The 13,741-nt window shown below is 61.5% G+C and carries 11 protein-coding genes; 9 read left to right on the top strand and 2 right to left on the bottom strand.

Features of this window, described 5'->3' with window-relative positions:
* Positions 1-2,256 (bottom strand): glycoside hydrolase family 15 protein (locus VGG64_18880; protein HEY1601673.1); only part of this gene is annotated, 2,256 nt, incomplete at its 3' end.
* Positions 2,257-2,601: 345 nt separating this feature from the next.
* Entirely contained in the window at positions 2,602-2,907 is a 306-nt protein-coding gene (locus VGG64_18875; protein HEY1601672.1) for a hypothetical protein, read from the bottom strand.
* Positions 2,908-3,526: 619 nt separating this feature from the next.
* On the opposite strand from VGG64_18875, the gene coxB reads away from it, so the two are divergent.
* Genes coxB through VGG64_18830 form a run of 9 tightly spaced genes read left to right on the top strand, consistent with a single transcriptional unit; the run spans position 3,527 to position 13,707 of the window.
* The gene (coxB, locus tag VGG64_18870; GenBank protein ID HEY1601671.1) at positions 3,527-4,603 is read left to right on the top strand and encodes a cytochrome c oxidase subunit II; all 1,077 of its coding nucleotides are present in this window, start codon (positions 3,527-3,529) and stop codon (positions 4,601-4,603) included.
* Between the two features lie 20 nt (positions 4,604-4,623).
* Positions 4,624-6,270, top strand: coding sequence for a cytochrome c oxidase subunit I (gene ctaD, locus VGG64_18865; protein ID HEY1601670.1), 1,647 nt, complete (start codon positions 4,624-4,626; stop codon positions 6,268-6,270).
* A gap of 22 nt (positions 6,271-6,292) precedes the next feature.
* A complete protein-coding gene (locus VGG64_18860; protein ID HEY1601669.1) occupies positions 6,293-6,925 on the top strand; it encodes a cytochrome c oxidase subunit 3 in 633 nt (210 codons plus the stop codon).
* Between the two features lie 17 nt (positions 6,926-6,942).
* Complete coding sequence (locus VGG64_18855; GenBank protein ID HEY1601668.1) at positions 6,943-7,779, top strand: hypothetical protein; 837 nt, start codon at positions 6,943-6,945, stop codon at positions 7,777-7,779.
* Positions 7,776-8,561 carry a c-type cytochrome gene (locus VGG64_18850; protein HEY1601667.1) on the top strand — a complete coding sequence of 262 codons (786 nt, stop codon included), beginning with the start codon at positions 7,776-7,778 and terminating at the stop codon, positions 8,559-8,561. Before VGG64_18855 ends, VGG64_18850 begins: the two co-directional genes overlap by 4 nt.
* Positions 8,558-9,097: a Rieske 2Fe-2S domain-containing protein gene (locus VGG64_18845; GenBank protein ID HEY1601666.1), complete on the top strand. Its 540-nt coding sequence runs from the start codon at positions 8,558-8,560 to the stop codon at positions 9,095-9,097. The genes VGG64_18850 and VGG64_18845 overlap by 4 nt, the downstream gene beginning before the upstream one ends.
* Positions 9,098-9,110: 13 nt before the next feature.
* Positions 9,111-10,556: a cytochrome b N-terminal domain-containing protein gene (locus VGG64_18840; protein ID HEY1601665.1), complete on the top strand. Its 1,446-nt coding sequence runs from the start codon at positions 9,111-9,113 to the stop codon at positions 10,554-10,556.
* Between the two features lie 23 nt (positions 10,557-10,579).
* Complete coding sequence (locus VGG64_18835; protein HEY1601664.1) at positions 10,580-13,141, top strand: cytochrome c oxidase assembly protein; 2,562 nt, start codon at positions 10,580-10,582, stop codon at positions 13,139-13,141.
* A complete protein-coding gene (locus tag VGG64_18830) occupies positions 13,138-13,707 on the top strand; it encodes a hypothetical protein (protein HEY1601663.1) in 570 nt (189 codons plus the stop codon). Before VGG64_18835 ends, VGG64_18830 begins: the two co-directional genes overlap by 4 nt.
* Positions 13,708-13,741: the final 34 nt, after the last annotated feature.

Raw genomic sequence — 13,741 nt, 5'->3', positions numbered from 1 at the left:
CGTATCTTTGCAATTCTGCCATTCATCGGCAGACCAGTGCAGGCGGAAGGGAATCGATGCGATGACACGCAGCCTGGTGCCACTGGCCATGCTGCGGACGCGGCGATTGAATTTCCAGATCTCGATGGGTTCGCGCTGCACTCCGGAGAGATATCGATCTGCCACGGGCTCGATCAGGTCGAACACGCGTCCATCAGCCGCCGAGCGGACTAGTTTGATGTACTCCGCATGCGCCCAAACCAGCGGCATCGCGGCGCCGGTCTCGCGGGCAAAGTACAGCAGCGCCTCGGGTTTGTCGGGCTGATCCCAAATCTGTTCCGGCAACAGGCCCGTCGAAGTAGCAAAGCGTTCGATGGCGTGGATGTAGGGAGTAGGATCGCGGCCGGCCGCCAATTCGTAGTGACCGCGCTCGCCGGTCAACAGCGGCCAGGCATGGCCGTGGCCCCAGCCCTGAAAGGGACCACCGTCAAGTTTCTGGCCATAGCCATCATGATTGTAACGGTGCCAACAAGGTCCAAGCGGTGTCTCTAATTTGAGCACGGCATCAATCACCTGCAGCGAATCCTCGATCAGCGGATCGCCCGGCTTGCGAATGCCGTAACGAACCAACTCCAAGAATCCGGCATCCACGATATTTCTCGCCGGAAAAGAAGCGGGCGCACCCGGCGCTTGATTGCGCAGCTCCAGGCAGCCACGGTTGGGATCCTCGTCCGCCAGGGGATCGTCGATGGCCACGGGATGGATGCGGATATAGTGTCGCGGAATGCCTGGCACCAGCTCGCCCTGCGTCGTGACTGTCCACCGATCGACGTGGCTTTCCAGAAAGTCAGCGTAATCTTCCAGAAATCGTGCCGTGGTTTCATCGTGCCGGTCGCGGGCAAAACACGCGGCACAAACCAGGCCCGCGATGTTCGCTGCCAACGTCGACGGCGAGTAACCGCCGTTTTCTTCCCAGCGTTCTTGCGGCGTGGCAGGTCCATGTTCGACCAGGTAGCCCGCGGCGCAACATACCATGGGCCAGGGGTAGAAGTTTTCCAGGCCCCCGGCACTGTGCAGGCGCCACGCGAGCATGATAGGAAACGAGACTTCGTCCAATTGCACGCCGCGCCAATAGGGCTCGCCACTGAGCCAGAAATTCTGGAAAAAGCCGCCGTCGGGGCACTGCGAGCATGCCAAATAGGTTAAAGCCCGCAGCGGCGGCGAGGTATGACCTGCCGCCATCAGCCCGGTGGCGCTATTGCACATATCGCGTGTCCACACGAGGTGATAGCCGCCGAGGTCGTCGTCACTCATCACCTCGCCCCAAGGGGTGCTCAGCGAGGCAATCGTGGCACCGTCGTAGACCTTGTCCTCGTGAGCCAGGATCAGCGAGTGGCTGACGCGGTACAGCCGTCCCTCGTCGCCGGTCACGCGCACCGGATCGGCGCGTAAATGTTCGCCGGCCCGGTTCCATTGGTCGATGTAGCGCTCCAGATGCTGCTCGAAGGGGCAAACCAACGATTGCGTGAGCGAGACCAATGCCTGGTGCAAGCTGTGACCAAAGGCGATCACCATCATGAAATCGTGTCCGGCCCGCAGATCCAATTCGCCCGTCAAGGCGATATTGCCGTTAGGCGCGGAATCGAATTTCCAATCCATGCGGTAGTTATGGGCCAGATCCTGCCAGCCGTCGGTCACCCCCACATACCCACAGGAGGTATTGAGAAACGGGATCGAGGCTTGCATGGCTAACCACAGGCCGTTTTTATTGGCGGTAAGAACGTTGCCGCGCGAGGTGCTGACCACGTTCCCGTTGTTGCCCCAGCCGCCGACGTCCAAGTGAGGAGCCAAAAGCGCATAGAGTCGTAACGTGTCGCGCAAATCCTCCGGAGCGTCGAGCCGCGTCCGCACGATCAGACAGGAATGATGCGCGTCGCCGATGATTTCGCGCACCAGGCGATAACGCCCTTCCGGGCACGAAGTAGTAATACGGTAGCCGAGCGCGTGCTCGTCGAGATATTCCGTGGTGTGAAGTGCCCCGCGGCGTCCGTCATGAAGAAACGTCGCGCCGTCGGTAACCAGGTATTGAAAGTCGCGAATCTGCGGCCGATCGATCGTGGGGTACGAGACTTCGTTGACCGCCCCACGCGAGATCGTGAACCAGACGTGGCTGAGGTTCGAGTAAGCGGTGCCGATTCCGTCCTTGTTGGCTCGCGTCCAGCGCGGCTCGATTCCGGGTCCGCCGGTGGCGGGATTTTGATTGAGGATCAAGGCCACGCGGAGTTCCTCCGAAGTCGTTTGGCGATTGCGTCGAGAAATAAATCAAACAAGTTATCCCGCCCGTGCGGCCGCGACCACTCGGTAGTTTCAGGCCTGATAGTTTACGCCGCCGGCGCGACCGTTGCTTGACGCCGCTAGGGGCTCGCCGCGGCTCGCGCCGGCTGCGGGGACCGTCCATTCCGAAGATTCGTTAGAAATGTCGCCCTACACGCCCCGCCGTACCAGCGAGGATGGGTTGCGAAAACATGAATTAGGACCCAATCTCTGCCGCAGGAGCAGTGGGACGCAAGAGGGTACAAATCCGGCACGCCCCGGATTCTCTCGCTGCTCCTGCTATTGATCTTATCGAACGACAAGTGGACGCGCGGATGCGCGCCGGCGCGTGTTGAATGACAGCCGTCCATTGAGCAGCGCTAAGGTCAGCAGGAACCGAACCAGCAACAACAAAACTAACGTGCCCGCTACGAAGTCCAGCATCGTCCAAGCGTTTTTAACAACCGCGCCGCCGAGTCCTGTAATCATCGATGCGTACAGGAAGACCGCGTAGATCGGCAGAACCATCGCCAAGAAAAATGCCGACAACATCCACAGACCGCGTTCACGCTGCCACGACCGGAACGGCACTGCGTATATGCCCAGGGAGAACAAGAATATTCCGCTCAGCAGAGACGGAGTGCCCACATAAACGCGGCCAAAAAAAAGAGCCGCGCCGCCACACATGCACCAGGGGGCGGCCCGAATTACGGCATCCACGGTTCTCGGCTTAAGGAGCACGACCACCTCAGCGTCTTTAGTAACTGCGGGACCCTGCTAGGCACTAGCTGGAGAGTATTGACACCGCAACAGAGACGGCGCCGCTGGGATCAAGTTCACCATGACGAACAGAACCCCCCATCCAAGCTTATGCCACAGATCGTTAAGGGGGCCGCGTGGGGCGTAAATCGAGAGCTCGATTCGGGGCGAAATGAAACGGGAAGCGATCATCCCCTTCTACAGCGCCCGACATTTTAGCTTCGGCCGGCTCGACGCAACTCCTCGGCTATCGCATTCAAATCAGACTCCAGTGAAATTAAGTCCCGCCGGCGTTCGGCGGGGAGTAGCCGCTCGACCCCCGCCACCCAGAGACTTTGCCGTTCTCCTGATACCGGCGGGCGGTTGCTTGGCGGAGGCTCGTCAAAGCGGTACACTGCACGCGATTTCACGGTGGGACCGAACCGCGGAGCTTGGCAAAACGCTCTGCGAAGCCCTCGATCGCTGTCAAGGAACGATGAGCGAAGCGCAGCAAGGAATTGGCCATGGGGCGAGCGCGTGTCGGTGCCTGGCAAGTTGCTGGATGCCGCTGTTGGTGCTTCTCGCACTAGGGCACTCCTCTCTCGCGCAGGCAGAAGATCTGTCGGTCTTTCGGCCGGCGGCACAGCCTGCCACTTCGATCCGCGACCTTTTTAACCTGGTACTGGGGATCACCGGCGCGATCTTCGTGCTGGTCGAAGGAGTGCTCATCTATTCGGCCGTGCGATTTCGTCGGCGCCCCGGTTCGACCGACCCGGAGCCGGCCCAGGTGTACGGCAGCGCGCCGCTGGAAGTCGCCTGGACAGTCGCCCCATTGTTGATCGTCTTCGTATTGTTCCTGGTTGTCGTGCGCAGCGTGGTTGAAGCGCAAGACGGCAACGACGATGACGACGGCCCTGTGCTGCGCGTGCAAGTTATTGGGCATCAGTGGTGGTGGGAGATCGTCTATCCCAATGACGACCCGCGGGCCGCGTTTGGCACCGCCAACGAATTGCACGTGCCGGCCAGAACCGACGGCAAAACGACCCGTGTCGAACTCGAATTGTTGTCGGCCGACGTGATCCACAGCTTCTGGGTGCCGCGGCTGGCAGGCAAGACCGACTTGATTCCCGGAAACACGAACCGCATGTGGTTTGACAGCCGCGAGCCGGAGACTTTCTACGGTCAATGCGCCGAGTTCTGCGGAACACAACACGCCAACATGAAGCTGCTGGTCGTGGCCGAGGAACAAGACGACTTTCGCCGCTGGCAAGAGAACGAGCGCAAGCCGGCTGTCGACACCGACAGCGCAGGGCGCGATCGATTCCTGGCCCTGGGATGCGTGAACTGTCACACCGTGCGCGGCACCACGGCCCGCGGCACGGTGGGACCCGATTTGACGCATTTGATGGCGCGCCGCACCCTGGCCGCTGGCGCAACACAGAACGATCACGACCAATTGAGGGCCTGGATCGCTGGTCCCGACACGATCAAGCCGGGATCGAAGATGCCCAATATGCACTTGAGCGGGGAAGACGTGGATCTGATCGTCGGTTATTTGGAATCTTTACGTTAGCTGCACTGGAATCGGTCACCATGGCCGTGTGGGAATCCTCCGCCGCCGACATTTCGCCCCCCGCGGTGGCTCACGCGCCCAGCTGGGCGACGACGGTCGATCACAAGCAGATCGGCATTTTGTATATCGTCACGAGCCTGGTGTTTTTGGCGGTGGGAGGGCTCGAGGCGCTGGTAATCCGCGCGCAGTTGTGGAAGCCCGATTCCCATTTGGTTGGCCCGGAAGTTTTCAACCAGATGTTCACGATGCACGGCACGACGATGATCTTCTTCGTCGTGATGCCGATGTTGTTTGGGTTCGGCAACTACCTGGTGCCGCTGATGATCGGCGCGCGCGACATGGCATTCCCGCGGCTGAATGCGTTCAGCTACTGGATGTTCGCCTTTGGCGGCGCGGTGACGTACCTCAGTTTTTTGGCCGGCGGCGCGCCGGATGTCGGCTGGTTCGCCTACGCCCCGCTGACGGAATACGCCTTCTCGCGCGGCACCAGCACCGATTATTGGATTTTGGGAATCTTGATCAGCGGGATCGGAACTTTGGCCACGGCGGTAAACCTGGTCACCACGATCTTGACCATGCGAGCGCCGGGCATGTCGCTGGGCAAGGTGCCGCTGTTCGTGTGGATGATGATGTTCGACGGCATCCTGTTGATCTTTGCGCTGCCCCCGGTGACGGCCGCGATCATCATGCTGCTATTGGACCGGAGCTTGGGAGCCCACTTTTTCGACACGCAGGCCGGCGGCTCGGCGATTCTGTGGCAGCATCTGTTCTGGTTCTTTGGCCATCCCGAGGTGTACGTGATGGCGCTGCCGGCCTTCGGAATTATTTCCGAAGTGGTGCCGGTCTTTTCACGCAAGGTGATCTTCGGCTACGAATCGGTGGCCGCCGCCACCGTGGCCATTGGAGTGCTCTCGATGGGTGTGTGGGCCCACCATATGTTCACCGTGGGTATGAGCGACGCGCTGGATGCGATCTTTTCCGGAGCTTCGTTTCTGATCGCCGTGCCGACCGGGATCAAGATGTTCAACTGGATCGCCACGATCTACGGCGGCAAGCTGGTGCTGGCCTCGCCCATGCTCTTTGCGCTGGGGTTCCTGGCCATGTTCCTCATCGGCGGACTGACCGGCATCATGCTCGCCGCGGTGCCCATCGATTGGCAGGTGAGTGACACGTACTTCGTGGTCGGTCATTTTCATTATGTGCTGTTCGGCGGCAGCCTGTTTGCCATCATGGCGGCCTTCTACTATTGGTTCCCCAAAGCGACGGGCCGCATGATGGACGAGCGTCTGGCCCGCTGGCAATTCTGGTTGATGCTGGCCGGCTTCAACCTGACGTTCTTTCCGATGCATATTGCGGGGCTGTTGGGAATGCCGCGGCGGATTTACACGTACTCGGCCGATCGCGGGTGGACCATTTGGAATCAACTCTCGACCGTGGGTGCGGCGATGCTGGCCGTGTGCTTCGCCGTCTTTTTTTGGAATCTGTTTGACTCGGTGCGACGAGGCGCCCCGGCCGGAGATGATCCGTGGGACGCCTGGACGCTGGAGTGGGCTACCACGTCGCCGCCGGCGCCTTACAACTTCGAACAAATCCCGCTGGTCCGCAGCCGCCGCCCGCTGTGGGATCTTAAACATCCCGAAGATCCGGATTGGGAACATGAATCATGATCATCGTCAGTAGGAAGCCCACATGAACGATGCCAGCCTGACGAGCGGGATCGCGACGGCGCGCGCGCTAGACGGCGGTTCGGGCGCGGCGGATCTCGACGCCACGCACCGCACGCATGTCGGCATGGTCTGCTTTCTCTGTTCCGAGGCGGCATTTTTCGGCACGTTGATCGTGGCCTATTTGACGTACCTGGGCGCTTCAAAATCCGGGCCCACGCCCGCCGAGGTGCTGAGCTTGCCCCTGGTGATCGCGGGCACAGCCGCCTTGGTGGCAAGTAGCGTTACGGTACACCTGGCGCACGCCGCGTTACGTGCCGGGAGGGCCGGCACGTTTCGCACCTGGTTGGCGGCCACGATCATCCTGGGCGCGCTGTTTCTGGTGGGAACAGCCGTGGAATGGCACGAGTTGATCTTCGAGCATGGGCTGACGATCAGCCGCAATCTTTTTGGCACGACCTACTTCACACTGGTCGGATTTCACGGCTTGCACGTCACCGTCGGGCTGCTGTTGCTCACGCTGATGTTCTGTCTGTCGTTGCCGGGCTTTGTCTCGCAGCGGCATTCCGACGGCTTCGACGTGATCTCTTGGTATTGGCACTTTGTTGATTCGGTATGGATCGTCGTCTTTGCCGTGGTGTACGTCTTCGGCCGTTAATAGGAAAGTGTGTCGGCATGAATTCGCAGGGTCAGCACAACGCACACGGCGACGAGGTAGGCGAATCGATCGTCATGCCCGTACCCACCGCTGCGCCGCTGGTCTTGTCGTTGGGCGCCACGCTGCTGGCGGCGGGCATCGTCACGAACCTGGTCCTGTCGGCGTTGGGTGCCGTGGTGCTGCTGTGGGGTGTGGCGGTCTGGGTGTTGCAGCTTCTGCCAGGACGTGGCGAGCACGAACACGCTCTGGTGGCGATGGAAATGCGCCCGCAACCGATTGCCAAGGCGATCATCGCCGTCGCGCCGCGGCCGACGAGTTTTATTCGTCGCATGCAAGTGCCGGCGCAGATCCATCCCTATTCGTCGAGCGTGTGGGGCGGCATCGTCGGCGGCATCGCTATGTCGGGCGTGGCGCTTGCCTATGGTGTCGTCAGCGGCCGGGGGATTTGGTATCCGGTGAATCTATTGGCGGCCATGCTCATGCCGGCGTTCGCCACGGCGGACAATGCCGAGTTAGAGCGATTCGACGGCACCGCCCTGGCACTGGGACTGGTCATTCATGGCATGGTTTCCGCCGGAGCAGGATTGATTTATGGCATGCTGTTGCCGACGCTGCCGCGCTGGCCCGCTTTGTGGGGTGGCATCGTGGCGCCGCTACTGTGGACCGGCGGGGTCTACAGCTTTATGGGCGTTTTGAATCCGGTGATGAACGCGCGCGTGGATTGGCCCTGGTTCGTGGCATCGCAAGTGGTTTATGGGCTGACAGCAGGTTTCGTCGTCGTCCATTCAAAGACGGTATCCGTGGGCCAGACCGGGCGCGGCAGCGGCAACGAAACGGGGTCGCCGCCAAGATGAAACATCGCCTCCTCGGCCAATTATCGAATCCGCGCAATGCTTCGCGGCAAGCCTGCCTCAGCGGTGCGCTGGCCCTGTTGATGTTGACGGGCTGCGGCCGGCGCGATGCGCACGTAAAGTACGAGCGACCGTCGGAGGTACACGACTTCGCCACACTGTTCGCGCAGAACTGTTCGGGTTGTCACGGCGCTGAGGGAGAGTTGGGCGCTGCCCCGCCACTTGCCGATCCGCTGTTTTTGGCGATTATTCCCGAGACCGAGTTCACGCGGGTCGTTTCCGAAGGGCGAACGGCGACGTTGATGCCTGCATTTGCCCGCGAACATGGCGGCGAACTGACCGACGAGCAGATCGGCATCCTGGTGCGCGGCATCCGCTCAAAGTGGGGCTCGAGCGAAGGAGTGGGGCCGGGACCACTACCCGACTATCTGGCACAGGCGGGCACGGGCGAGGCTCCTTCATCAGAGAACCGTGAAGCGGCCCTGCAGGTGTTCGCTTCGGTCTGCGGCAATTGTCATGGGCCGCGCGGCCAGGGTGGCAAGGAAGCAGGACCTATCCGCGATCGCGCCTTTCTGACACTGATCAGCGATCAGGCCCTGCGGCGCATCGTGATCACGGGACGGCGCGATTTGGGAATGCCCGATTATCGCCGCTTGGGCGATTTGCTACCTGCCGGGCAGCCCCTCTCGAATCAACAGATCGCCGACATGGTGGCCTTATTGGGCTCTTGGCGACAGGCGCATGAAGAAATTCCTCAAGCGGCAGCCGCGACGGGTGGTCAATGACGACACACGAAGATCAAGTACGCGATCCTGCGCACGAGGCGCTCCCCAGCCCTCATCGCCGGCAAGCTCTGGGTTGGCTGAGCGCGATCCTCGGAGCGCTATCGACGACGGCTGCCGGGCTGCCGATTTTGGGTTACTTATTGTCGCCGATTTTGCGCACGCCCAAAAACGAATGGATCGATTTGGGACCGATCGAGAAGTTTCCCGAGCAACAGACGCGGCTGATCGACTTCGTCGATCCACTTAGCCGGCCGTGGGATGGCGAAACGCAGCGATTGGCGGCCTATGTGCGCCGCACCGGCGGCGAAAAATTTCAGGTGTTCTCGGTCAATTGCACGCACCTGGGTTGCCCCGTATCGTGGTTTCCGCAATCGGGATTGTTTCTCTGCCCCTGTCACGGCGGCGTGTACTACGAAGACGGCAGCCACGCGTCGGGGCCGCCGCCGCGTGGACTATTTGCTTACGAAAATCGTGTTAAAGAAGGTCGACTGTCGATTCGCGCCGGCCGGCTCCCCACCTTGCAGGAGCCCGCCTAAACGGAGTTCGAGCATGCGATCCCCATTCGGCACCGTATTTTCCTGGCTCGACCTGCGACTTGGATTGCGCAGCGCGGTATGGCCAATTCTGACCCATCCGGTGCCGCGCGGCCTGGGATGGTTCTATGTGTTCGGTAGCGCCACGCTGACGATGTTCACGCTACAAATCATCACAGGCATCTGCCTGGCGGTGGTCTATGTGCCGGCCGCGAACGATGCCTACACCAGTCTGCTGTATTTGAACAACGAGCAGCCGCTGGGCTGGCTGTTGCGGGCGGTCCATTATTGGAGCGCCTCGGGCATGGTCGTCATGCTGGCGCTGCACGCGACGCGCGTCTTTCTGATGGGAGCATTCAAATACCCACGCGAGCTGACCTGGCTACTGGGCGTGGGACTGCTGTTTCTCACGCTGGGCCTGGCCTTTACCGGCCAGGTTTTGCGCTGGGATCAAGACGCCTACTGGGGGATCGGTGTCGGTGCGGCGATGATGGGTCGAGTACCGGTCATCGGACCCACGCTTGTTCATGTGCTATTGGGCGGACCAAACATCGGGGGTGAAACGCTCAGTCGTTTCTTCGGCTTGCACGTGTTTATCCTGCCGGCGCTGACGATCTTCGTGCTCGTTCCGCATTTGTATCTGGTAGTGCGCCAGGGAATATCGTCGCGGCCTGTGCCTGGCAAGGTTGTCGATCCAAAGACCTATGCGGCCGAATACGAACGTGACCTGGCCGAGGGAGAGCCTTTTTTTCCTTACGACGTCAGCAAGGATGCGCTTTTCTCGGCGCTGGCGGTGTTGGTCGTTTTTGCACTGGCAATTTCGTTTGGCCCCAAAGGTCCCAATGGCCCGCCCGACCCCACATTGGTAGCCGCCGAGCCGCGCCCCGATTGGTACTTTCTGCCGCTGTTTGCGCTGCTGGCTTTGTCGCCGCCTGAAATGGAAACGGCGATCATGCTCGTGATGCCCCTGGTGCTTGTCGCGGGGCTGGTGCTGTTGCCGTTCGTGGCCAGCCGGGGCGAGCGCAGTCCGCGCCGCCGGCCGGTGGCAGTTCTTTCCGTCGTGCTTCTGTTTGTCACTTACGGTGTGTTGGCGTGGCTTGGCGCCGTGGCTCCCTGGTCGCCCGACATGACTGCTTGGAGCGGCACGCCAATTCCGCCGCACATGGTCAAGGACCTGGCGCCGCTGCAACTCCAAGGCGCCGCCGTGCTCCAGAACAAGACCTGTCGCAACTGTCATGCACTGGATGGTGAGGGAGGAAAGCGCGGCCCCGACCTGACCACAGTCGCCTCACGATTGACGCGCGATGAATTGATTCGCCAGGTGATTCAAGGGGGTGGCAATATGCCGGCCTATGGTAAGCAACTGGCGCCGGCCGAGGTTGAAGCGCTGGTATCGTTCCTAGGAACGCTGCAAACTCCGGGCGAACCGTCGCCGAGGGCGGCCGACGCCGCCGCGCGCTGAGAATCCAGCGAGGCGCATCGTTTATGAACCCGACCGTCGCCGCCTTTCTGAGTTCCTGGCCCACGGCGCCGTGGACCATAGGCGGCTGTGTCCTGACGGTCATTATCTACGGGCGCGGCTGGCGGGCCTTGGCACGCCGCGGCAGTGCGCAATTCGGTCCCGCGCAGCTGGCGGCCTTCGTAGCCGGGAACGTGGCACTGCTGTTGGCGGTTTGTTCGCCGCTCGAACCGTTCGCCGGTCTGCTGCTGTCGGTCCACATGGCGCAGCACTTGTTGCTGATGTTCGTAGCGCCGCCGCTCATCTGCTGGGCCGCGCCGCAGCTGCCATTCATGCACGGCCTGCCGGCCCCCGTGCTGGAATACTGGATCATGCCGATCGTGCAGTGGCGCGCATTTCGCGTCGCACTGCGGGCACTCACGCATCCGGCCGTTGCCTGGTCGGTCGCCACTGTCGTGCTATGGGTTTGGCACATTCCCTGGTTTTACGAGTTGGCGCTGGCATCCGATTTTTGGCATCGCGTCGAGCACGCCTGTTTTTTTGCAAGTGCGCTGTTGTTCTGGTGGCCGGTCGTGCAGCCTTATCCTAGCCAGGCGGTATGGCCGCGGGTCGCGATGCTACCGTACTTGTTTCTGGCGGCGATGCCGGCGACGGTCGTTTGTGCCTTTCTTACATTCGCCGACCGTGTAATCTACCCACGCTACGAAGCCGTGCCGCGCGTCTTCGGCCTCTCAGCGCTTACGGATCAGGCCATGGCCGGTGCGATGATGTGGGTCGCCGGACTTATCGCCTATCTGATCCCGCTTGTGTATCTGGGCTTCACCCTCTTGTATGGCCGCCAGCAGCCCGCCGCGATCGAAGTACTTGCCCGAGTTCGCCACAGCGAGAGGCGAACCGATCCGCACGCTCGTTCACTTGCTCGAAGTGCGGCACGCGATATACCAAATGCCGGACACGAAGAACCAGGTTGGCGTCCCGTGCCGTCACAGGCAGTTGTCGCGACGATCGCAGCGATTTCGCGCGGCGAGTCACTACCGATTGTTTCGCTGACCGAAATGATTGCTCCTCTGCGCCCGCATGTGCCCGTCGTTCGAGCGGTAAGTGCGGATTCGCTCGTCGTGGCCATACAGGATACGGCGCAACATCCGGCCGCGTTTGATTTGTTGCGCGTGCCTGTGCTAGGGCGCACGCTTCGTCACTCCGCGACACGGCGGATTCTGCAAGTCTTGCTTTTGGGCATCGCGGCAGTGATTGTTGTCGATGGGCTGACCGGCACGCAGGTGGCCTCTTTGAATCTGGCCGGCGTGCTGCCTTGGATTCATTGGCGCGGACTGGTCGTATTGACGCTCCTGACCGCCGGCAACTGGTTTTGTATGGCCTGCCCCTTTACGCTGCCGCGCTCCATCGCGCGGCGGTGGCTGTCCCCCGCCCGCGAGTGGCCCGCCCGGCTGCGGTCCAAATGGCTTGCGGTGGGACTTTTGCTCGTCTTCTTCTGGGCATACGAGGCGCTCGATCTGTGGAGCAGCCCGTGGTGGACGGCCTGGATCGTGGTCGGTTATTTCGTGAGTGCGTTCGCCGTCGACATGATGTTTCGGGACGCTTCGTTCTGCAAATATGTATGTCCCATTGGCCAGTTTCAGTTTGTGCAGTCACTTGTTTCGCCTTGGCAAGTGCGCGTCCACGAACCGCAGGTGTGCGCGACATGCCGTACGAAGGAATGTATCCGCGGCGGGCCCGATGTGCGCGGCTGCGAGATGCACTTGTTCGCGCCGCGCAAGACCGGCAATCTCGATTGCACGTTCTGCCTGGATTGCGTGCAGGCTTGCCCATCGACGAATATTGGCGTGCTGGCGACGATGCCCATCGCCACCTCAGGTGCCGCGTTCAGCATGCGGCCTATGGATGAGGCGGCAGGACGCACGGATGTCGCCGCGCTGTCGCTGCTGCTGTTGTTCGCGGCCTTCGCCAATGCCGGCGGGATGATCGCACCGATTGTGGCCGCCGAAGATCGGGTCGGAGAAGCCTTCGGCCTATCAGGCATAACGATCGAATCAGGCTACCTGGCACTCAGTTTGCTTGCCCTGCCGGCGGTGGCGATCTTCGCCAGTGCCGCGTGCAGCAAGCAAGGAAGCGGAAGCGCCGAGACAACGTTACAAAACGCGACACGGTTTGCCGCCGCCTTGACGCCGCTGGGAGCCGCCATGTGGTTGGCGCACTACGGTTTTCATCTTGCCACCGGCGCACTGGCTTTCATTCCGGCCGGCATGCGTTTCTTGTCAGACTGGGGGTGGCACATCACCGGGGCCGATCGCCTGGTGCGAAGCTGCTGTGCTGTCGAGCCGCCCGCCTGGCTCGTGCGTGCCGAGATCATGATCTTGGACTTCGGCTTGCTGGCTTCGCTGTATCTGGTTTATCTGATTGCGACGAAGTCCGATAAAAGCCGGCAACGGCCCGCGGTCGCGGCACTGCCGTGGTGGGCCTTGTCGCTCGTGCTGTTTGGACTGGGTGTCTGGATCTTGCTGCAACCTATGGAAATGCGCGGGACGATCCCATCATTCGGTGGTGGAGTTGCAGGGGGTGGCGGATGATCAACGCTTGGAAAACAATCGTCTATCCACTGATATTCATTTTATGGTCAATGGGCGGCGCGTTCGTGCGGGCCGATGGTGGTCGGCTGCGCGTCAACGAGCAGGCCGGTCCGTGGCGCATCGCGGTCTTCACGTCTCCCACGCCGCCCGCTAGCGGCATGGTCGACGTCAGCGTTCTGGTGCAGGAGACGGCCACCGGCCAGGTCGCACGCGATGTTGCCGTGACGGTCGATGCTTGCCACGTCGCGACGGGTAAATTAGTTCGCGCCCGGGCGACAACCGCCGACGCAACGAACAAGCTGTTATTGTCGGCGCTCGGCCGCTGGGACGAGTCCGGTCCTTGGAACGTCACCGTCTCGGTTGCCGATTCGCATACCGAATCGCAGCGCGTCGCATTTGACGTTACATTGAGCCGCGGCGTGGGCCGTGCGCCAGAACTAGCCTATTGGATTGGCTGGCCGCTGGCACCCATCGCACTTTTTGCTGCTCACCGTTGTCTGGTACGTCGGAAAGAGCGGGCGGGCGGGCGCGCCGTCCCAAACCTAGTGCCATCGGCGGAAGTGTAGATCTTCGCTGCCTTGACGGAATTCACGGTGAACG

The organism is Pirellulales bacterium (assembly GCA_036490175.1).
GTDB lineage: Bacteria > Planctomycetota > Planctomycetia > Pirellulales > JACPPG01 > JACPPG01.
Note: the sequence above shows the minus strand (reverse complement) of the source record. Positions and strands in the feature narration are given on the sequence as shown.